Origin of the sequence: Micromonospora sp. NPDC050276, assembly GCF_044459545.1 — a bacterium.
Classification (GTDB): domain Bacteria; phylum Actinomycetota; class Actinomycetes; order Mycobacteriales; family Micromonosporaceae; genus Micromonospora.
In genome coordinates, this window is the sequence record NZ_JBITJA010000023.1 from 25342 (window position 1) to 44506 (window position 19165).

At 72.2% G+C, this 19165-nt stretch carries 22 protein-coding genes; 14 read left to right on the plus strand and 8 right to left on the minus strand.

The features are described from left to right. Positions 1-81: 81 nt before the first annotated feature. The 10 genes from sufD (at position 82) to ACIBF8_RS30365 (ending at position 7383) form a co-directional block, all read left to right on the plus strand. Positions 82-1230, plus strand: coding sequence for a Fe-S cluster assembly protein SufD (gene sufD / locus ACIBF8_RS30320; protein ID WP_396787334.1), 1149 nt, complete (start codon positions 82-84; stop codon positions 1228-1230). Next, positions 1230-1556, plus strand: coding sequence for a non-heme iron oxygenase ferredoxin subunit (locus tag ACIBF8_RS30325; RefSeq protein WP_363617703.1), 327 nt, complete (start codon positions 1230-1232; stop codon positions 1554-1556). Before sufD ends, ACIBF8_RS30325 begins: the two co-directional genes overlap by 1 nt. Continuing rightward, complete coding sequence (sufC, locus tag ACIBF8_RS30330) at positions 1556-2329, plus strand: Fe-S cluster assembly ATPase SufC (RefSeq protein ID WP_396787335.1); 774 nt, start codon at positions 1556-1558, stop codon at positions 2327-2329. Before ACIBF8_RS30325 ends, sufC begins: the two co-directional genes overlap by 1 nt. Before the next feature lie 20 nt (positions 2330-2349). Next, a complete protein-coding gene (locus ACIBF8_RS30335) occupies positions 2350-3654 on the plus strand; it encodes a cysteine desulfurase (protein ID WP_396787336.1) in 1305 nt (434 codons plus the stop codon). Continuing rightward, on the plus strand, positions 3654-4127 hold the full coding sequence (sufU, locus tag ACIBF8_RS30340; protein ID WP_396787337.1) for a Fe-S cluster assembly sulfur transfer protein SufU: 474 nt from the start codon (positions 3654-3656) through the stop codon (positions 4125-4127). The genes ACIBF8_RS30335 and sufU overlap by 1 nt, the downstream gene beginning before the upstream one ends. Beyond that, positions 4124-4570 carry a metal-sulfur cluster assembly factor gene (locus tag ACIBF8_RS30345; protein ID WP_396787338.1) on the plus strand — a complete coding sequence of 149 codons (447 nt, stop codon included), beginning with the start codon at positions 4124-4126 and terminating at the stop codon, positions 4568-4570. Before sufU ends, ACIBF8_RS30345 begins: the two co-directional genes overlap by 4 nt. 195 nt (positions 4571-4765) lie before the next feature. Continuing rightward, entirely contained in the window at positions 4766-5374 is a 609-nt protein-coding gene (locus ACIBF8_RS30350; protein ID WP_396787339.1) for a TIGR03086 family metal-binding protein, read from the plus strand. A gap of 253 nt (positions 5375-5627) precedes the next feature. Further along, positions 5628-6260, plus strand: a complete 633-nt coding sequence (locus ACIBF8_RS30355; RefSeq protein WP_396787340.1) for a LysE family transporter — start codon at positions 5628-5630, stop codon at positions 6258-6260. 80 nt (positions 6261-6340) lie between these two features. Continuing rightward, positions 6341-6988, plus strand: a complete 648-nt coding sequence (locus ACIBF8_RS30360) for an acVLRF1 family peptidyl-tRNA hydrolase (protein ID WP_396787341.1) — start codon at positions 6341-6343, stop codon at positions 6986-6988. 95 nt (positions 6989-7083) lie between these two features. After that, on the plus strand, positions 7084-7383 hold the full coding sequence (locus ACIBF8_RS30365; protein WP_396787342.1) for a muconolactone Delta-isomerase family protein: 300 nt from the start codon (positions 7084-7086) through the stop codon (positions 7381-7383). Between the two features lie 268 nt (positions 7384-7651). Here the strand turns inward: ACIBF8_RS30365 and ACIBF8_RS30370 are convergent, their stop codons facing one another. Then, positions 7652-8572, minus strand: a complete 921-nt coding sequence (locus tag ACIBF8_RS30370; protein ID WP_396787343.1) for a neutral zinc metallopeptidase — start codon at positions 8570-8572, stop codon at positions 7652-7654. A gap of 264 nt (positions 8573-8836) precedes the next feature. Here ACIBF8_RS30370 and ACIBF8_RS30375 point away from each other — a divergent pair, with 264 nt between their 5' ends. Beyond that, entirely contained in the window at positions 8837-10441 is a 1605-nt protein-coding gene (locus ACIBF8_RS30375) for an ABC-F family ATP-binding cassette domain-containing protein (RefSeq protein ID WP_396787344.1), read from the plus strand. A 39-nt stretch (positions 10442-10480) separates the two neighbouring features. On the opposite strand, the gene ACIBF8_RS30380 is transcribed toward ACIBF8_RS30375, so the two are convergent. Beyond that, positions 10481-11080 (minus strand): cadmium resistance transporter, encoded by a 600-nt coding sequence (locus ACIBF8_RS30380; RefSeq protein WP_396787345.1) that lies wholly within the window; start codon positions 11078-11080, stop codon positions 10481-10483. A 216-nt stretch (positions 11081-11296) separates the two neighbouring features. Between ACIBF8_RS30380 and ACIBF8_RS30385 the strand changes: the two genes are divergently transcribed. The 3 genes from ACIBF8_RS30385 to ACIBF8_RS30395 all read left to right on the plus strand — a co-directional run bounded on the left by ACIBF8_RS30385 (position 11297) and on the right by ACIBF8_RS30395 (position 14429). Then, positions 11297-11524 (plus strand): helix-turn-helix domain-containing protein, encoded by a 228-nt coding sequence (locus ACIBF8_RS30385; RefSeq protein ID WP_007462679.1) that lies wholly within the window; start codon positions 11297-11299, stop codon positions 11522-11524. 46 nt (positions 11525-11570) lie between these two features. Then, positions 11571-12338, plus strand: a complete 768-nt coding sequence (locus ACIBF8_RS30390; RefSeq protein WP_396787346.1) for an enoyl-CoA hydratase/isomerase family protein — start codon at positions 11571-11573, stop codon at positions 12336-12338. A gap of 114 nt (positions 12339-12452) precedes the next feature. Continuing rightward, positions 12453-14429 (plus strand): ABC transporter ATP-binding protein, encoded by a 1977-nt coding sequence (locus ACIBF8_RS30395; RefSeq protein WP_396787368.1) that lies wholly within the window; start codon positions 12453-12455, stop codon positions 14427-14429. A 129-nt stretch (positions 14430-14558) separates the two neighbouring features. Here ACIBF8_RS30395 and mug read toward each other — a convergent pair whose 3' ends face one another. From mug to ACIBF8_RS30425, 6 genes are all read right to left on the minus strand, one after another. Beyond that, positions 14559-15089 carry a G/U mismatch-specific DNA glycosylase gene (gene mug / locus ACIBF8_RS30400; RefSeq protein ID WP_396787369.1) on the minus strand — a complete coding sequence of 177 codons (531 nt, stop codon included), beginning with the start codon at positions 15087-15089 and terminating at the stop codon, positions 14559-14561. A 356-nt stretch (positions 15090-15445) separates the two neighbouring features. Beyond that, on the minus strand, positions 15446-16207 hold the full coding sequence (locus ACIBF8_RS30405; RefSeq protein ID WP_396787347.1) for an SDR family oxidoreductase: 762 nt from the start codon (positions 16205-16207) through the stop codon (positions 15446-15448). Next, positions 16192-16746, minus strand: a complete 555-nt coding sequence (locus tag ACIBF8_RS30410; RefSeq protein ID WP_396787348.1) for a hypothetical protein — start codon at positions 16744-16746, stop codon at positions 16192-16194. The genes ACIBF8_RS30405 and ACIBF8_RS30410 overlap by 16 nt, the downstream gene beginning before the upstream one ends. Continuing rightward, positions 16743-17561, minus strand: coding sequence for a DUF692 domain-containing protein (locus ACIBF8_RS30415; RefSeq protein WP_396787349.1), 819 nt, complete (start codon positions 17559-17561; stop codon positions 16743-16745). The genes ACIBF8_RS30410 and ACIBF8_RS30415 overlap by 4 nt, the downstream gene beginning before the upstream one ends. Then, positions 17558-18484: a TIGR04222 domain-containing membrane protein gene (locus ACIBF8_RS30420; RefSeq protein WP_396787350.1), complete on the minus strand. Its 927-nt coding sequence runs from the start codon at positions 18482-18484 to the stop codon at positions 17558-17560. The genes ACIBF8_RS30415 and ACIBF8_RS30420 overlap by 4 nt, the downstream gene beginning before the upstream one ends. Before the next feature lie 79 nt (positions 18485-18563). Then, the gene (locus ACIBF8_RS30425; protein WP_091403732.1) at positions 18564-19136 is read right to left on the minus strand and encodes a TetR/AcrR family transcriptional regulator; all 573 of its coding nucleotides are present in this window, start codon (positions 19134-19136) and stop codon (positions 18564-18566) included. Positions 19137-19165: the final 29 nt, after the last annotated feature.

Sequence of the window (19165 nt, forward strand, 5' to 3'; positions counted from 1 at the left end):
TCCCGCGGGGCGGGCCGGAACGTCGGTCCGCCACACCAGGCCCCAACCTCGTCGTCACGGAACAGACAGACCAAGGAAGAAATGACTACCCAGGCTTCCGCGCCGCCCAGCACCAAGTCGCAGGCGCTGCGCTCGTACGACGTCGCCGACTTCCCGGCCCTCACCGGCCTGGAGGAAGAGTGGCGTTTCACCCCGCTCAAGCGCCTCCGCGGCCTGGCCACGGCGGGCACGTCCGCCGCCACCGGTCGGGGCGTCACGGTGGAGCACGAGACCCTGCCGGCCGGGGTGTCGGTGCGGCTCGTCGAGCCGACCGACGCCCGTGTCGCGTCGGTGCTCGTGCCGGTCGACCGGCTCAGCGCGCTGGCGCACGGTGGGGCGGCGCGGGTCGCCCTGGTCGAGGTGGCGGCCGAGGCCGTGGTGTCCGAGCCGGTGGTCGTGCGGCTGCTGGGTGCGTTCCCCGAGGAGCTCTCCTTCGCCCGCACCCAGGTGCAGGTGGGTCGGTTCGCGGAGGCGACCGTCGTGTTCTCCCAGGAGGGCTCGGTCACGTTGGCCGACAACGTCGAGGTCTCCGTGGCCGATGGGGCGAAGCTGACCCTGGTCACCGTCGCGGACTGGGCCGACGACGCGGTGCAGGCGCAGCACCTCAAGATCAAGCTCGGTCGGGACGCCCGCGTGACGCACGTCCAGGTCAGCCTCGGCGGTGACCTGGTCCGGCAGTACACCTCCGTGGAGTACACCGGCCGGGGTGGCGAGGCCGAGCTGTACGGCGTCTACTTCGCCGACTCGGGCCAGCACCTGGAGCACCGCCAGCTCGTGGACCACAGCGTGCCGGACTGCCGCAGCTACGTCGGGTACCGGGGCGCTCTGCAGGGCGAGGACGCGCACACCGTCTGGGTGGGCGACGTGCTGATCCGGGCCGAGGCGACCGGCACCGACACGTACGAGATCAACCGGAACCTGCTGCTCACCGATGGCGCGCGGGCGGACTCCGTACCCAATCTGGAGATCGAGACCGGCGAGATCGCCGGTGCCGGCCACGCCAGCGCGACCGGCCGCTTCGACGACGAGCAGCTGTTCTACCTGATGGCCCGGGGCATTCCGGAGAGTGAGGCCCGCCGTCTGGTGGTCCGTGGTTTCTTCGCCGAGCTGATCAACAAGATCCCGGTGGAGCAGCTGCGCGAGCACCTCGGCGACGCGATCGAGGCCCGGCTGACCAAGGCGGGCGCCTGATGATCCGACTCTGCTCCACCGAGGATGTGCCGAAGGGCACCGCGATCAGCGCGGACGTCGACGGCACTCCGATCGCCCTGGTGCACGGCGAGGACGGCAACTTCTACGCCGCGTACGACGAGTGCTCGCACGCCTCGGTCGCGCTCTCCGAGGGCGAGGTCGACGGCTGCACGCTCGAGTGTTGGCTGCACGGCTCGCGCTTCGACCTGCGTACCGGTGAGCCGACCGGGCTGCCCGCCACCGAACCCGTCCCCGTCTACCCCGTCGAAGTCCGCGACGGCGACATCTACCTCAGCCTGACGCCGAGTAATGGAGTGACCCGATAATGAGCACCCTGGAGATCCGCGACCTGAAGGTGTCGGTCAAGCTGCCCGAGGGTGAGCTCAAGCCGATCCTGGCCGGCGTCGACCTGACCGTCCGCTCCGGTGAGACCCACGCGATCATGGGCCCGAACGGTTCCGGCAAGTCCACCCTGGCGTACTCGATCGCCGGTCACCCCAAGTACGAGATCACCGGCGGCACGGTGACCCTCGACGACGAGGACGTGCTGGCCATGACGGTCGACGAGCGCGCCCGCGCCGGCCTCTTCCTGGCCATGCAGTACCCGGTCGAGGTGCCCGGCGTCTCGGTGGCGAACTTCCTGCGGACCGCGAAGACCGCCATCGACGGCGAGGCGCCGAAGCTGCGCACCTGGGGCGGTGAGCTGCGCGGCGCGATGGAGCGCCTCCAGATGGACCCGGCGTTCGCCCAGCGCAACGTCAACGAGGGCTTCTCCGGCGGTGAGAAGAAGCGGCACGAGATCGTCCAGCTGGAGCTGCTCAAGCCGAAGATCGCCATCCTCGACGAGACCGACTCCGGTCTCGACGTGGACGCGCTGCGCGTGGTCAGCGAGGGCGTCAACCGGGTCCGGGACACCGGCGACACCGGCGTGCTGCTGATCACCCACTACACCCGGATCCTGCGCTACATCAAGCCGGACTTCGTGCACGTCTTCGTGGCCGGCCGGATCGTCGAGCAGGGCGGCCCGGAGCTGGCCGACAAGCTTGAGGCCGAGGGCTACGAGCGGTACGCCGCCGGGGCCGGCACGGCCAAGGCCTGAGCGGGAGAGGCGCTGCCGAGATGACCAGCATCGCGATCCCTTCCGGGATGCCGCAGTACGACGACGTGCCACGCTTCGACGTGGCCCGGGTGCGCGCCGACTTCCCGATCCTCGATCGGGAGATCAACGGACACCCGCTGGTCTACCTCGACAGCGCCAACACCTCGCACAAACCCCGGCAGGTGCTCGACGTGCTCGACGAGCACTACGCACGGCACAACGCCAACGTGTCGCGCTCGGTGCACACCCTGGGCACCGAGGCCACCGAGGCGTACGAGGGGGCGCGGGCGAAGGTCGCCGCGTTCATCCACGCGCCGAGCGTCGACGAGGTGGTGTTCACGAAGAACTCCACCGAGGCGATCAACATCGTGGCGTACGCCTTCTCGAACGCCTCGCTGCGTCCGGACGCCGACCCCCGGTTCCGGCTCGGCCCCGGCGACGAGGTGGTGATCTCCGAGATGGAGCACCACTCGAACATCGTCCCGTGGCAGCTGCTCTGCGAGCGCACCGGCGCGACGCTGCGCTGGTTCCCGGTCACCGACCAGGGCCGACTGGACGAGTCGGGCCTGGAGGACCTGGTCACCGAACGGACGAAGATCGTCTCGCTGGTGCACATGTCCAACATCCTCGGCACGGTCAACGCCACCTCGCGGATCACCGCGCGGGTCCGCGAGGTGGGCGCGCTGCTGCTGCTGGACTGCTCGCAGTCGGTGCCGCACCTGCCCATCGACGTGGTCGACCTGGACGCCGACTACATCGTCTTCACCGGGCACAAGATGTGCGGTCCGACCGGGATCGGCGTGCTCTGGGGTCGGGGTGAGCTGCTGGCAGCCATGCCGCCGGTCTTCGGCGGCGGTTCGATGATCGAGACGGTCACCATGGCCCGCTCGACGTTCGCCGCGCCGCCGGCCCGCTTCGAGGCCGGCACCCCGCCGATCGCCGAGGCGGTCGCGCTCGGTGCGGCGGTCGACTACCTGACCGGCATCGGAATGCGGGCCATCCAGTGGCACGAGAAGGAGCTGACGGCGTACGCGCTGGACGCCCTCGGCTCGGTGCCCGACCTGCGGATCTTCGGCCCGACCGTGCCGGTGGGCCGGGGTGGCACCATCTCGTTCGCGCTGGGTGACGTGCACCCGCACGACGTGGGTCAGGTGCTCGACTCGCTCGGCGTGCAGGTGCGGGTGGGCCACCACTGTGCCAAGCCGGTGTGCAGCCGGTTCGGCGTCCCGGCCATGACCCGGGCCTCGTTCTACCTCTACACCACCACCGAGGAGATCGACGCTCTGGTGGCCGGTCTGGAGCAGGTGCGGAAGGTGTTCGACTGATGCAGCTCGACCAGCTCTACCAGGAGATCATCCTGGACCACTACAAGCGCCCGCACGGGCGTGGCCTCCGCGCCGCCGACGACTCGGGCGACCGGGTCGCGGAAGCGCACCACGTCAACCCGACCTGCGGTGACGAGGTCACCGTCCGGGTGGCCACCGACGGCGACGTGCTGCACGACATCTCGTACGACGGGATGGGCTGCTCGATCAGCCAGGCGTCGGCGAGCGTGCTGCACGAGTTGCTGCGTGGCCGAGGCGCTGGGGAAGCATTCGAGGTGCACGAGGCGTTCGTGGAGTTGATGTCCGGGCGTGGCCAGGTCACGCCGGATGAGGACGTACTCGGTGACGGGGTTGCTTTCGCGGGTGTGGCCCGTTACCCCGCCCGGGTCAAGTGCGCGCTGCTGCCGTGGATGGCGTTCAAGGACGCCGCGGCACGCGCCGGTGTGGGCGCGAGCCCGGAGGTGAAGGCATGAGCGAGAACACCGCTACTGAGGCGACGCCGGAGGCCGGTGACACCACCGTGGTGCCGCAGACCGACGCCGTGACGACCGACGGCACCGGTGACGCCGCCGCCCCTGCGGGCGGCGTCAGCAAGGCGATGATCGCCGACATCGAGGAGGCGATGAAGGACGTCGTCGACCCGGAGCTTGGCATCAACGTGGTCGACCTGGGTCTGGTGTACGGCGTGCACGTCGACGACGAGAACGTCGCCACCCTGGACATGACGCTCACCTCGGCGGCCTGCCCGCTGACCGACGTGATCGAGGACCAGGCCCGGCAGGCGTTGACCACCGGCCCCGGTGGCGGCCTGGTCAACGACATTCGGATCAACTGGGTGTGGCTCCCGCCGTGGGGTCCGGACAAGATCACTGACGAGGGTCGGGACCAGCTCCGTTCCCTCGGCTTCAACGTCTGACCCGACTTCGTTCCACCTCTGTCGAGCGCGGTGCCCGTTTGGGCGCCGCGCTCGATTCGTTGGACCCCAACGTGAACAAGTAGTGGAACGGATCGTTCCGGTCTGCTATTCTGATCGTAGAACGGAGCGGAACATTCCGTTCACAAGTGAGCGGGTTCGCCCCGCTCGGCGGGGTCGGCGGAGAGGGTCGGGACAATGAGTGAGTTGGCAGCTGGACAGTGGCGGATCGTGCTCGACGAGGCGCACAGGGCGCTCCGGACGACCGCCGAGGGCATCCCGGCCGACGGCTGGGACCTGCCCACTCCGTGCGAGCGGTGGACGGTCACCCAGGTGCTCCAGCACGCGACCGGCGACCAGATGGCCTTCGCGGCGGCGATCGTCGGCGGGGCGGGGCCGGCGGAGGACCCGTTCGCGCCCTCCGGCCGGATCGAGGGGGACAAGCTGATCGGGCTGCGCGCCGCCCTCGACGCATCCGCCCACGCCTGGGCGGGCGTCGCCGACGACGATCCGCAGGTGCTGACGCCGCTGCCCGTGGGTCCGCTGCCGGCCCCGGTGGGTGCCGTCGCGTGCGCTCTCGACGCGGCGGTGCACGCCTGGGACATCGCGGTGGCCACCGGTCAGCCATCCCCCCTCCACGACGACCTGGCTCGCCCCCTGCTGGAGGTCGCCCGGCAGATCGTCGAGCCGTTGCGGACCTACGGCGCGTACGCCCCGGCGCTCGACCCCGGTGCGGAGGCCGACGACGTCAGCGCCGTGCTCTCCTACCTCGGCCGCGACCCCCAGTGGTCCGCAGCGCGGCTCTAGACGGGTCGGCCGACCCCGAACAACCCAAGATCACGCTCGATCCTTGATGTAGTGGCATCGGCGCGTCGCCGAGGCCACTACATCCTGGTTCGAGCGCTGGGCGCGGGGAAATTCGGTGGCGGGGTCGGGGAGGCGGCGCGGAGGATGCGCGTGTGATTGAGGCGTACCCGATTCAGGCCCCTGTCCGTGCGGCGACTGCCGTGCGCCGACAGCGGCCGACTCGTGGCCGGGCCTCGACCACGCACCGACGACCGTGAGCGGGGCGTTCCTCGCCGGCCTGGTCGCCGGCTACGGCGTCGCCATTCCCGTCGGCGCGATCGCGATTCTCATCCTGGGGCTCAGCGCCCGTACCTCGTTTCGGGTCGGTGCGGCCGCGGCGCTCGCCGTGGCGACGGCCGACGGGCTCTACGCGGCCGTCGCCGCGCTCGGCGGCGCTGGTCTGGCCGACGTCATCGCGCCGGTCGCCGGCCCGCTGCGGGTGGTCGCCGCCATGGTCCTGCTGGGGCTCGCCGGGCACGGCCTCTGGCGAACCTGGTCGGCGCACCGCGCGCAGCGACCACCGATCGCACGCGCCGGTCGGGGCATGAGCACTCCGGGGCGGGCCTACGCGGCGCTGCTCGGGTTGACCCTGCTGAACCCGATGACGGTGCTCTACTTCACCGCGCTGGTACTCGGTCGCCGGAACACGGCCGAGTCGGGTGTCGCCCCCATGGCGCTCTTCGTGGCCGGGGTGTTCCTGGCGTCGGCGAGCTGGCAACTGGTCATCGCCGGCGGCGGCACGGTGGTCGGCCGGGCGCTGACCGGGCCGCGTGGTCGGCTGGTCACCGGCCTGGTCTCCAGCGCGCTCATCGCCGCGCTGGCGGTGGTCGCGCTGCTGCCCGGCTGAGCGGCGACCACGCGGACGGTCCGGCCCGGATCGTGACGCCCGACGGTCCGAGCCGGCCCGCTGTGCCGTACGGTCGGGCGGTGACCAGTCGACCCGCAGCCGGCGGAGGGCGGTGGGTCGAGGTCGACCCGGCCCGCGTCGGCCGCTGGGTGGAGGGCTTCGCCGACCGGCACGGCCCGCCCACCACCAGCGTGCGGGAGTACGGCCTGCTGCTCGCCGCCCCGGACGGGGCGACCGCCGAGCTGTACGCCCCACCGGGTGCGCCGGCCGGCGCGGACGTGGCCGGGTTCGTGGCCGCCGCCGTGCTGCCCCGCCGGATCGGCCTGCTGCTGGCCCGCAAGGGCGCGGTCGCGATCGGAGTGGCCGAAGGCGCCGATCTGGTCGTCTCCAAGGTGGACACCCGGTACGTGCAGGGGCGCACCGCCGCGGGGGGCTGGTCGCAGCACCGGTTCGCCCGTCGGCGCGACAACCAGGCGAAGGCGGCGTTGGGCGATGCGGCGGACCTGGCCGTACGGCTGCTGTTGCCGGAGGCGGCGAGGCTCGCCGCGCTGGTCTGTGGCGGTGACCGGCGGGCGGTGGACGGGGTGCTGGCCGACCGGCGGTTGGCCCCGCTCGTGCCATTGCGGGCGGAGCGGTTGCTCGACGTGCCGGAGCCCCGGCACGCGGTGCTGGTCGCGGCGGTGGGCGCGGCCCGCGCGGTACGGATCCTGGTGCGCGACCCCGACTGACCTCGGCGTTCGCTGGCGGCGTCGGCGGGGAGACGACCGCCACGCAAAACGGGGTTCCCGCCGTGCTGCCCGGCTGGCGGCCGGAGGATGGGCGCGTGGAGTTCCTGGTTGACATGGTGACGACGGTTCCGCAGGGAACGTCGGACGACGAGGTCGCGAACATGCGCGCGCGAGAGGCGGCACGCTCGGCCGAGCTGACGGCGCAGGGCAGCCTGCTGCGGCTGTGGCGGCCGCCGCTGGCGCCGGGGGAGTGGCGTACCTGGGGGCTGTTCCAGGCCGACGGCGCCGATGAGCTGGAAGCCGTGCTCGCGTCGATGCCGCTGCGTGCCTGGCGGCGCGAGACCGTGACGCCGTTGACGCCGCACCCGAACGACCCGGGTCAGCCACCTCGTTGAGCCTGGGGCTCGCCCCGTTCGTGGGGCAGCTCGACAGGCACGCAACGGGGCACGTCCGTCAGCAGGGAGGCATCATGTCCGAGGCGCAGATTCTGCGTACCGTCCTCGACCGGTGGAAGTCGGCGGTCGACGCCCACGAGCCCGATCGGGTCGCCGCCTGCTTCACAGGTACGACATCCGGGAGATCCGTCGTCTCGCCGACGACCTGGTCCTCGGCTAACAGATCGGGGCAGGCCCGCCGAGCGACCTGCCACGATCGTTCACGACATCAGAGCTGGTCGGTGCCGAAGGTGTCGCAGGTCTTCGGGTCGCCGCGGTCGTAGCCCTGCTGGAACCAGCGCTGCCGCTGCGCGGAGGTGCCGTGGGTGAACTGGTCGGGGTTGACCTGCCCGCCGGAGCGCTCCTGGATGCTGTCGTCGCCGATCGCCTCGGCGGCCTGCACCGCCTCGCTGATGTCGGCCTGGGTGATCGACTTGAAGAGCGGTTCCTGGCCGGTCTTGTCCTTGCTCTCGGTGGCGTGCTTGGCCCAGGCGCCGGCGTAGCAGTCGGCCTGCAACTCCAGCCGTACGGAGGCGGAGCGGGGGCCGCTCTGGTCGCCCTGGCCGGCCTTCTCGTTGGTGCCGAGCAGGTTCTGGATGTGGTGGCCGTACTCGTGGGCGAGCACGTAGGGCTGGGCGAACTCACCCTTGGCGCCGAACCGCGACGCCAGCTCGTCGTAGAAGCTCAGGTCGATGTACACCTGCTTGTCGGCGGGGCAGTAGAACGGCCCGACGCCCGAGTCGGCCTGCCCGCAGCCGGTGTTCACGGCGGCCTGGAAGAAGTTGGTGTCGGTCGGCTCGTACTTCCCGTTGCCCAGCTCCGGGTACGCCTGCTGCCAGTAGGCCTGGATGCTGTTGACGTAGAGCAGGTTGCGGCAGCGCGCGTCGTCGAGGCGTTCGGGGTTGTCGCGGGAGCAGAGCTGCTCCAGGTCGGTGCCGCCGGCCTGCCCGCCCTCGTCGCCGTTGGTCATCGCGTTGAGGCCGAACCCGCCGCCGAGCAGGGCGACGAGGACGGCGACCACGATGCCGATGATGCCGCCCCGACCGCCGCCGCCGGGGATGGGGATGCCGATGCCGCCGCCCGATCCGCCGCCCCGACCCAGGTCGTTGGCCTGGGAGGTGTCGAGCTCGGCCCGCTCGTTGAGTTCCATGCTGACCCCGATCGCCGTATGCCGGTGAATGTCGTCTGTGTGTGGGTTTCGTCGCGTAGCTGCCGGACGGGGTCCGGACAGGCGTTCCGGTACCCGATGATCTTGATCGGTAATCCGGGCGGGCCGTCCGACGGCGCCCGGTACACTTGTCGGGTGCTGCGCTGCGAAGGCTGAACCGCCCCGCGCCGTCGGGCCCCTTGAGCCCGCCGGCCGTTTCGCGTGCCCCGAGTCAGCCTTCCAGACCCCGAGAGCGAGCCCGCAATCATGATCACTGCCACCGGCCTGGAACTGCGTGCCGGTTCCCGCATCCTGCTGTCCGACACCACTCTGCGCGTTCAGCCCGGTGACCGGATCGGCCTGGTCGGTCGCAACGGCGCCGGCAAGACCACCACGCTGAAGGTGCTCGCCGGCGAGGGGCAGCCGTACGGCGGCCAGATCGACCAGCGCAGCGCCATCGGCTACCTGCCGCAGGACCCACGCACCGGTGACCTGGAGGTCACCGGACGCGACCGGGTGCTCTCCGCCCGCGGCCTGGACGTCCTGATGGCGCAAATGCAGGAGATCGAGGCCCGCCTCGCCGAGGACGCCGACGAGAAGCTGGTCCGTCGCTACGGCGCGCTGGAGGACCAGTTCGCCGCCCTGGGCGGGTACGCGGCCGAGGCCGAGGCCGCCCGGATCTGCGCCAACCTCGGCCTACCGGACCGGGCGCTCGCGCAGACCATCGGCACCCTCTCCGGTGGTCAGCGCCGGCGCATCGAGCTGGCTCGGATCCTGTTCCGCGACGCCGGTGAGAACGGCGGCGGCATCCTGCTGCTCGACGAGCCGACCAACCACCTCGACGCCGACTCGATCACCTGGCTGCGCGGCTTCCTCGCCAACCACAAGGGTGGCCTGATCGTGATCTCCCACGACGGCGCGCTGCTGGAGTCGGTGGTCAACAAGGTCTGGTTCCTCGACGCCACCCGTTCCGTGATCGACGTGTATAACCTGGGCTGGAAGGCATACCTCGAGGCTCGCGAGACCGACGAGCGACGCCGCCGCCGGGAGCGGGCCAACGCGGAGAAGAAGGCCGGCGCGCTGATGGCGCAGGCCGACAAGATGCGGGCCAAGGCCACCAAGACGGTGGCCGCGCAGAACATGGCCCGCCGTGCCGAGAAGCTGATCTCCGGCCTGGAGGAGGTACGGGTCGCCGACCGGATCGCCAAGGTGCGCTTCCCCAGCCCCGCGCCGTGCGGCAAGACCCCGCTCACCGCGACCGGCCTCTCCAAGTCGTACGGCTCACTGGAGATCTTCACCGACGTCAACGTGGCGGTCGACCGGGGTTCCCGGGTGGCCATCCTCGGGCTCAACGGCGCCGGCAAGACGACCCTGCTGCGGATGCTCGGCGGGCTGCTCAGCCCGGACACCGGCGAGGTGCACGCGGGGCACGGCCTGCGACTGGGCTACTACGCCCAGGAGCACGAGACGCTGGACGTGGAGCGGACCGTGCTGGAGAACATGCGGGCCGCCGCCGTCGAGCAGTCCGACACCGACCTGCGCAAGATTCTCGGCGCGTTCCTCTTCTCCGGTGACGACGTGAACAAGCCGGCCGGCGTGCTCTCCGGCGGCGAGAAGACCCGGCTGGCGCTGTCCACCCTGGTCTGTTCCGGCGCCAACGTGCTGCTGCTCGACGAGCCGACGAACAACCTCGACCCGGTCAGCCGCGAGCAGGTCCTCGACGCCATCGCCAACTACCCCGGTGCGATCGTCCTGGTCACCCACGACCCGGGTGCCGTGCTGGCGCTCAAGCCGGACCGGGCCATCCTGTTGCCCGACGGTGACGAGGACGCCTGGAGCGACGACCTGCTCGAGCTGGTCGAGCTGGCCTGACCGAGGCCGGCTCGGCCCGCTCGCCGGCTCGGCGTGCCCTCAACCGAGCAGGTCGACCAGTCGGCCGAGCACGCCGGAGCCGACCAGGATAACCAGCCCGATGGCGATGAAGATCGTCGGTACCAGCCAGGCGCCGGCGCGCTCGACCAGCCGGACCACCCTGCGGTGCCGGCCCAGCCAGGCCCCGACCACGCACCACAGCGCGATCAGCACCACGAAGATCAGGAGGAACGCCGCGCTGTCGGCCACCCCGAGGGCCCGGAAGACGGGGACGTAGACGGCGACGTTGTCGGCACCGTTCGCGATCGTCACCCCGGCAACGCCGAGCGCTCCGGTGACCACCGCCGGTGCCTCGTCATCGTCCGAACTCCGCAAGGCGCGTACGCCGAGCGCGATCGGGAGCAGGCCGAGCAGCCCGGTCCACGGGTCGGGCACCACCAGGAGCCCACCCGCGATCACCGCACTGGCCAATGCGAGCGCGCCGATGCCGAGGTATTGCCCGGCGACAATTTCCCAGGTGCGGGGTTGGCCGGTGGTGCGGGCCGCGACGAAGAACAGCGTCAGGATGACGATGTCGTCGATGTCGGTCGCGGCGAAGACCACGGCCGCCGCGCCCGCGGTGCTCAGCAGGTCGATCACGACCGAAGGGTACGGGTCGTCGGCAGCGGTCAGCGCCCGGCGGTGGTACGCCCGGAGGCCGCGACGGGCCCGATCGCCAGGATCACCCTATCGGGAAGCTGACATTGCTTAGCGTGTCGGTTGGCGAAGAGTTGATATCTGGCGCATGATCGTTCGAGGCGGTCTAATAGGTGGGACCGTATCCGAACCGCACAGTCTGGGACGTGAGGACACAGCATGGCAGCCACTGGCACAGCCACCAGCACTGAGAAGGGTCGCCGGATCGTCGGAGCCGAGCGTCAGACGCTCGCCAAGGACCTGGTAAAGCGGTACACCTCGGGGGAGAGCATCCGCGCGTTGGCGGCCTCGACCGGCCGTTCCTACGGGTTCATCCACCGAGTGCTCACCGAGTCCGGGGTGCAGCTGCGTCAGCGCGGTGGTGCCCGGCGCCGCAAGAAGGCGTGACCCGCCCCCCAGCGTCGTCCACCAGCGCCGCGCCCCGGGACGTCCGGTGACCGCCGAGACGACCGGGGTTCGGCTGACCTGCGACGGGCCGGTCGCCACGGTGACGTTGTGCCGGCCCGACGTGCTCAATGCCCAGACGCCCGCGATGTGGCGAGCGATGAGCGACTTCTCCCGCGACCTGCCCGGCGACGTGCGGGTGGTGGTGGTCCGTGGTGAGGGTCGCGCGTTCTCCGCCGGTCTCGATCTCGCGGTCGCTGGCGCCTCCGGCCCGGGGTCGTTCGCCGAGTTGGCCACGCTGCCCGAGCAGGAGTGCGCCGAGCGCATCGCGGAGTTCCAGGCCGGTTTCACCTGGCTGCACCGGCCGGATGTCGTCTCGATCGCGGCCGTGCAGGGCCACGCGATCGGCGCCGGCTTCCAGCTCGCGCTCGCCTGTGACCTGCGAGTGCTGTCCACGGACGCGAAGCTGTCGATGGCCGAGGTGACCCTTGGCCTGGTGCCCGACCTGGCCGGCACGAAGCGCCTCGTCGAGTTGGTCGGCTACGCGCGAGCGTTGGAGATCTGTGCGACCGGCCGCCGGTTGGACGCCGCCGAGGCGGACCGGATCGGGCTGGCCACCCTGGTCGTGCCGCCGGCCGAGCTGGACGGCGCGGTGCGGGACCTGACCGCCGGTCTGCTCTCCGGGGCCCGCGACGCGGTGGTGGAGATCAAGGCGTTGCTGGCCGGTGCGGCCGGACGGTCGCACGCCGACCAGCAGCGTGCCGAGCGGGAGGCGCAGACCCGTCGGCTGCGCGACCTCGCCGGCAGGGGAGAATAGGTAAGGACCGCACGGGAAGATACGGGTTACGACCGAGGTTGTCACACTCGTCGGGAGAATTGGCCTGACGGTGCGGTCTGCCCGACAACCCGGAGGTGAGCGATGTCCAACCCGATGTCCGGCGGTGGCATGGCCGGGTGGAGCATGCTCCGGTCGATGCGCAACCGCGACGAGGTCTCCACCCACCGGCTCAAGCGGGGAGTGGCCCGCCGCATCGTCGCCTTCGCCCAGCCCTACCGGCGCGACATCGTCGTCTTCCTGGCCACCGTCGTGTTGGCCGCCATCATCGGCGTGGCCACTCCGGTGCTCGCCGGCGACGTGATCAACGCGATCAACCGGGGCGGCGCCGAGGCCGGCCGGCTCGTGGTGCGGCTGGCCCTGTTCATCGCCGCGCTGGCGGTCGCCGACGCGCTGCTGTCGCTGGCCCAACGGTGGTATTCCGCCCGCATCGGCGAGGGCATCATCTTCAACCTCCGCACCCGGGTCTACGACCACGTGCAGCGGATGCCGTTGCAGTTCTTCACCCGTACCCAGACCGGTGCCCTGGTCAGCAGGCTCAACAACGACGTGCTGGGTGCCCAGCGGGCGTTCACCTCCACCCTGTCCGGTGTGGTCAGCAACGTCATCCAGTTGGTGCTCACCGCGGCGGTGATGTTCACCCTCTCCTGGCAGATCACCGCACTCTCGCTGGTCCTGCTGCCGATCTTCATCATCCCGGCCCGCCGGGTCGGTCGACGGCTGGCGGACATCACTCGCGAGGCGTACAACCTCGACGCCAAGATGAACGCCACCATGACCGAGCGGTTCGGGGTGGCCGGCGCGCTGCTGGTGAAGCTCTTCGGGCAGCCCGAGATCGAGGCCCGCCGGTTCGCCGGCCGGGCCGAGCGGGTCCGCGACATCGGCATCCAGTCCGCCATGTATTCGCGCACGTTCTTCGTGGCGATGCTGCTGGTCGCCTCACTGGCGCAGGCGCTGACCTACGGCCTCGGCGGCTGGCTCGCGGTGACCGGCGGGGTCAGCGCCGGCACCGTGGTGACGCTCGCGCTGCTGCTCACCCGCCTGTACGGGCCGCTCACCGCGCTTTCCAACGTCCGGGTGGACGTGATGAGCGCGCTGGTCTCCTTCGACCGGGTCTTCGAGGTGCTCGACCTGAAGCCGGGCATCGTGGAGAAGCCCGACGCGGTGCCGGTGCCCCGGGGGGCCGGCCGGGTGGACTTCCGCGACGTGCGATTCCGCTACCCGAGTGCCGCCGAGATCTCCCTGGCTTCGCTGGAAGAGGTCGCCACGCTCGACCGGACGGTCAACGAGCCGGTGCTCAAGGGGGTGTCGTTCAGCGTCGAGCCGGGGCAGATGGTCGCACTGGTCGGCCCGTCCGGCGCGGGCAAGTCGACCCTGTCGATGCTCATCTCCCGGATCTACGACGTCAGCGACGGGCAGGTGCTCGTCGGCGGTGTGGACGTGCGTGACGCGACGCTCGCCTCCCTGCGGGACGAGATCGGTGTGGTCACCCAGGATTCGCACCTGTTCCACGAGACGATCGCCGAGAACCTTCGCTACGCCAAGCCGGACGCCACCGACGACGAGATCTGGGCCGCACTGGCCGGAGCCCAGGTGGCCGACCTGGTTCGGGCGCTGCCCGACGGTCTGGACACCACCGTGGGCGAGCGGGGCTACCGGTTCTCCGGCGGCGAGAAGCAGCGCATCGCCATCGCGCGACTGCTGCTCAAGGCCCCGTCGATCGTGATCCTCGACGAGGCGACCGCGCACCTGGATTCGGAGAGCGAGGCGGCGGTGCAGCGGGCGCTGTCGGTGGCGCTGGCCGGGCGTACGGCCCTGGTGATCGCACACCGGCTCTCCACCGTGCGCGACGCCGACCAGATCCTGGTCCTGGACGGTGGGCGGATCGTCGAGCGGGGGCGGCACGACGAGCTGGTCGCGGTGGGCGGGCTCTACGCCGAGCTGTACCGGACCCAGTTCGCGGTCGCCGACTCGCCCACCCCGTTCGTCGACGCGACCGGCCCCGAGCCGGTGGTCATGCCGCTGGGCACCTACCGCGCCGACGAGGCGCTGCCGCCCGCCGTCGCCAACTGACGGCAACCAACCTTGGGTCGCGTCCGTCGCGGTCACTCCGGCTGGCCCCGCGCGTTGATCAACTCGGGTTCCCGGAAGTCGGGGTGTCCTGGTCGCGTCGACCGCCCGACTTCCTTGAAACCGAGTCGATCAAGGGCCCGGTAGCTCGGTCGCCGCCCGCAACTCGGCGGACGCCAGGCCCAGGGTGACCGGGGTGAAGTGCGCGTTCAGACCGCTGGGGTTGGGCAGCACCCACAGCCGGGCGTCGGCCAGCGACTCCGGCTGCGGCCCGAAGGTGGCTTTCGGCCGCTGAAAACCGATCCGGTACGCGGTCACCCCCACCACGGCCACCCAGCGCGGCCGGTACCGGGCCACCTTGTCGGTCAGGATCGCCGCGCCGTCGAGGAGTTCCTCGGTGCTCAGCTCGTCCGCGCGGGCGCTGGCCCGGGCGGCCATGTTGGTGATGCCGAGCCCGAGGGCAGGCAGCTCGTCCTGTTCGCTGGGGTGCAGCAGCCGGGGGGTGAACCCGCCCCGGTGCAGGGCGGGCCAGAACCGGTTGCCGGGTCGAGCGAAGTGCCAGCCCGTCGTCGCCGACCACAGGCCCGGGTTGATGCCGACGAAGAGCACCGCCAGCCCCGGTGCGAGCACGTCGGGAATGGTCCGATCGGCGGCGGCCGCCAGCTCCGCCCGGCTCGGTCGGGCCGTCTCTGCCGCCGCCGGGTCCGTCCGGGTGGGTCGGGCCGTCTCTGCCGTCGCCGGGTCGGTCCGGGTGGGTCGGGCCGTCTCTGCCGCCGCCGGGTCCGTCCGGGTGGGTCGGGCCGTCCCGGGCGTCGCCGTCAGGTGACGATCGGCCGGGTCCCCGGGTCCTGGCCGTCCGGTGTGCCTCGCGTTGATCGACTCGGTTTCCTGGAAGTCGGGGTGTCCTGGTCGCGTCGACCGCCCGGTTTCCTTGAAGCCGAGTCGATCAACGGCCGGGTAGTCGGGCTTGGCGTTCTCGGGCGGCGTCACGACACGGGCAGGTCGCGCCCCATCGCGGGTCACAGCCCGCGCAGCGCGCCGCCGTCGACCGGCAGGGTGATCCCGGTCAGGTAGCTGGCGGCGGGGGAGAGCACGAACGCGGCCACCCGGCCGAACTCGGCGGGGTCGCCGAGGCGGCGCAGCGGGATGCTGGCCTCCGCGTCGGTGCGGGCGCGGTCCGGGTCGCCGGTGGCGGCGAAGAGCTCCCGGTTGCGGTCGGTCAGGATGCGGCCGGGCAGCAGCCCGACCACCCGGACCCCGCGCGGGCCGTAATCGTCGGCGATGTCCTTGGCCGCACCGACCAGGCCCGGCCGTAGACCGTTGGAGATGCCCAGGCCGGGCACTGGCCCGCGGGCCGAGGTGGAGAGCACCAGCCCGATCGCGCCGCCCTCGGGCAGGACGCCGGCGACCGTGCGGACCGCGCGGATGGTGCCCAGGAAGACGGTCTCGAAGGAGAGCCGCCACTGCTCGTCGGTGATCGCCGCGGCGTTGCCCGCCGGTGGGCCACCGACCGAGATCAGCGCGCCGTCGAGCCGGCCGAAGTGTTCCCGGGCGGCGGCGACGAGCTGCCCCGGGGTCTCCGGGTCGGCCAGGTCGGCGGTCAGCCCGACGGCGCGCTCCGGACCACCCAGTCGCTCGGCGGCGGCGGCCACCGCGTCCGGGTCCCGGGCCGAGAGCACCACCCGCGCACCGTCGGCGACCAGACTCTGCGCGGTCGCGTAACCCAGACCACGGGAAGCGCCGGTGAGGACGTACACGCGGTCGGTCAGTCCGAGATCCATAACTCCGATCCTGCCGCATCCCGCACGCCGTCGCCACCAACGGTCGGTGCCACCACCGGGCGCGGGGCGGGCCGCAGCAGGCGTACCCGACCGGCGATCTGGACCGCCACGGCGCCGCCGGCGCGGCCCACCGCCGGAACGCGGCGCGGTCGCGGCGCCCGACGTCCGTCGTAGCGCAGGCGTGCCTCCCGGACGGCCAACTCCTCGGCGGCCGCCGGGGGGAGCGCCCGACGGTCGTGCAGCGCACGGGCCAGATCCCAGCCGTCACGCAGCGACCCGGCGGTGGGTCGCCGGGCGGCCCAGTCGGCGAAGGTCGTCGGCCACCCGGCACCGAGGCCGGCGGCGAGCAGTGGCCAGTGCCGGGCCACCTCGCCGGCCCGCTTGCGCAGCAGGGCCGTCCGGGTGGCGGCCAGCGGCCCTGGCGCGAACCCCGCCGGTGGCTCACCCCCGGCGACCAACGCCGCGACCAGTTCGGCCTGCCGCTCGGCGAGCCCGGCGCGGGGTGTGGGCGCGCAGCCGCCGTCGGGTGCGCCCGTCATGTCACGGCCGGGAAGCCCGCGGCGGCGGCCAGGGCGTCCAGTTCGGCGCGGAGCTCGACGGCCGGCGGGTAGTGGCCGTCGCGTTCCAGCAGCAACGCCGGTGGTCGCTGTCGGGCACAGAGCGCGCCGACCAACTCCAGCACCGCTGTCGGCACCGGGTCGGTGTGGGTGTCGTGGTAGAAACCGCCGTGCTCCGCGCCGCCGGCCACGTGGGCGTACGCGACCCGCTCCAGCGGCAGCCGGTCCAGCAGCGCGAGCGGGTCGGTGCCCCGGTTGCGGGCGTTGGCGTGCACGTTGGCCACGTCCAGCAGCAGCAGTGCCCCACTGCGGTCGAGGATCTCGGTGAGGAAGTCCGCCTCGTCCAGCTCGTCGTCGGGCCAGTCGACAAGCGCGGCGATCGGTTCCAGCGCGATCGGTACCGGAAGCTCGGCCTGTGCCCGTGCCACGTTGGCGCAGACCGCGTCGACGGCTTCCCGGCTGCGCGGCAGCGGCAGCAGGTGGCCGGCCTCCAGGCCGCCGGCTCGGACGAACGCGATGTGCTCGCTGACCAGCGGCGCGTCCAGGCGTTGCGCCACTGTGGCCAGATGAGCGACCCGGGCCGGGTCGACCGGCTCGGCGCCGCCGAGGGAGAGCCGCACCCCGTGCGGTACGACCGTCACCGCGCGTTCCCGCAACTGGGCCAGGCCCGGCGGCAGCGGCCCAGACGCGGACACCCCCTCGGCCACCACCTCGACGAAGCGCAGGCCGGGCAGCTCGGCCACGAAGCCGGCGATCTCCGGACGCCAGCCGATGCCGATCCCGGACGGGCCGGTCATCCGCCGCACCCCCCACAGCCTCCGCAGCCGCCCCCGCCGCCGCAGCCGCCGCCGCCGTCTCCACCGGAGCTGTCCCCGCCGCCGGAGGACCCGTCGGAGCCGCCCGTCCAGCCGCTGCCGGAGGCGGCCTGGCGCTGAATCTCGGCCTGCTCGGCGAAGCCCGGGTCGAGTGCCCAGAGCGTGGCGGTGCCGTACAGGGCCACGCCCATCGCCGCGCCGGCCGCTCCATAGGTGGCGTAGGCCGGCGTGGCGGACGGCGCGAGGTGGGTGTGCTCGCGGCGGACGCCGCGCAGCGCGGCTCGACCGGCCCGGGTGAGCATGGGCGCCCGGCGCAGCACCAGCGTGATGGTCAGCAGCGGAACCAGGGCCAGCAACAGGTAACCGACCGGGTGACCGTTGACGAGGCCGAAAATCAACCGGAGCACGCCGAGGCCCAGCAGGGCGGCCAGGATCCCGGTCCAGAGGCGGGCACGCCGGCGCTGCGCGTCGTCGGTCAGCAGCCCGCGCTGCTCCAGGCCGTACCGGATCTGGTGCAGCGCGACGCGTACGCGCTCGTCCTGCGGCAGATCCCGGACCCGCCCGTGCTGGTGGGCGGCCCAGTGGATGGCCTGCTCCAGCGGGGTGAGCCCGGACGGCGCGGGACCGCTGGTGGTCAGCCGGCGGTCCGGGCGTACGCCGACCGCGCCGCTGCCGCGCAGCCCGCCGAGCGCGGCGTGCACGGCGAGTTGGGGGCCACCGTTGAGGTACGCCACCTGCTGCGGCCCGAGCGGGTCGGCGGTCATGGCGGCGGTCGATCCGGCTGCGAGGCGGATCCGGTGGTACACCGCGAAGGCCAGCACCACTGCGGCCGCCAGGAGGTAGTAGCGGAGGAAGGCCGGGCCGGAAATGCCCCAGGTGTCGCCGGATGCGGCGTAGACGATCATCGACTGCTCCTGTCACCGGAGGGATGCGGCCCCATTGTGGAGCAACCCCGCCACGGTCGACCGAGCGGCGCCCGCGCGGTCAGTGGCGGCGGACCGCCTCCTCGACCAGGTCGAGCACCGGGCCGAGGTCACCGGCGGGTCGGCCCATGGCCAGGTGCAGCACCAAGCCGTCGTAGGCCAGCTCCAGGAACTGGGCCAGCACGTCGATCGGTACGTCCTCGCGCAGCACCCCGGCGTCACGCTGGCGGGCCAGCCGGTCCCGGGTCGCCTCCGCGATCGCGGCGGACCGTTCCGCCCAGCGCCGGGCGAACGCCGGGTCGGTGCGCAGCCGCCGGGAGACCTCCAGTTGGCTGCCCAGCCAGCCGGTGGTGTCCGGCGAGACAGCGCGGGCGAGCAGGTCCCGCATCACCTGCACCAGACCGTTGCGGGCCACCGTCTCGACCATGGCCGCGGCGTCGTCCTCGGCGACGGCCAGGAAGAGCGAGTCCTTGTCGCGGAAGTGGTGGAAGATCGCGCCACGGGACAGGCCGGTGGCCTCCTCGAGGCGGCGTACGGTCGCCCCCTCATAGCCGAGCCGGGCGAAACACGCCCGGGCGGCGGCGAGGATCTCCTGCCGGCGCGCGTCGAGCTGGTCCTGGCTTACTCTGGGCACACGTCGATCGTCGCAGGTCACCCCGGGGC

Bases quoted from the DNA above. Each gene is read 5' to 3' on its own strand.
- sufC (WP_396787335.1), top strand. From the start codon at position 1,556: ATGAGCACCCTGGAGATCCGCGACCTGAAGGTGTCGGTCAAGCTGCCC.
- sufU (WP_396787337.1), top strand. From the start codon at position 3,654: ATGCAGCTCGACCAGCTCTACCAGGAGATCATCCTGGACCACTACAAG.
- ACIBF8_RS30410 (WP_396787348.1), bottom strand. From the start codon at position 16,746: ATGACGGGCGCACCCGACGGCGGCTGCGCGCCCACACCCCGCGCCGGG.
- ACIBF8_RS30420 (WP_396787350.1), bottom strand. From the start codon at position 18,484: ATGATCGTCTACGCCGCATCCGGCGACACCTGGGGCATTTCCGGCCCG.
- ACIBF8_RS30375 (WP_396787344.1), top strand. From the start codon at position 8,837: ATGATCACTGCCACCGGCCTGGAACTGCGTGCCGGTTCCCGCATCCTG.
- ACIBF8_RS30350 (WP_396787339.1), top strand. From the start codon at position 4,766: ATGAGTGAGTTGGCAGCTGGACAGTGGCGGATCGTGCTCGACGAGGCG.
- ACIBF8_RS30370 (WP_396787343.1), bottom strand. From the start codon at position 8,572: ATGGAACTCAACGAGCGGGCCGAGCTCGACACCTCCCAGGCCAACGAC.
- ACIBF8_RS30405 (WP_396787347.1), bottom strand. From the start codon at position 16,207: ATGGATCTCGGACTGACCGACCGCGTGTACGTCCTCACCGGCGCTTCC.
- ACIBF8_RS30395 (WP_396787368.1), top strand. From the start codon at position 12,453: ATGTCCGGCGGTGGCATGGCCGGGTGGAGCATGCTCCGGTCGATGCGC.
- ACIBF8_RS30385 (WP_007462679.1), top strand. From the start codon at position 11,297: ATGGCAGCCACTGGCACAGCCACCAGCACTGAGAAGGGTCGCCGGATC.
- ACIBF8_RS30345 (WP_396787338.1), top strand. From the start codon at position 4,124: ATGAGCGAGAACACCGCTACTGAGGCGACGCCGGAGGCCGGTGACACC.
- ACIBF8_RS30325 (WP_363617703.1), top strand. From the start codon at position 1,230: ATGATCCGACTCTGCTCCACCGAGGATGTGCCGAAGGGCACCGCGATC.
- ACIBF8_RS30335 (WP_396787336.1), top strand. From the start codon at position 2,350: ATGACCAGCATCGCGATCCCTTCCGGGATGCCGCAGTACGACGACGTG.
- ACIBF8_RS30415 (WP_396787349.1), bottom strand. From the start codon at position 17,561: ATGACCGGCCCGTCCGGGATCGGCATCGGCTGGCGTCCGGAGATCGCC.
- sufD (WP_396787334.1), top strand. From the start codon at position 82: ATGACTACCCAGGCTTCCGCGCCGCCCAGCACCAAGTCGCAGGCGCTG.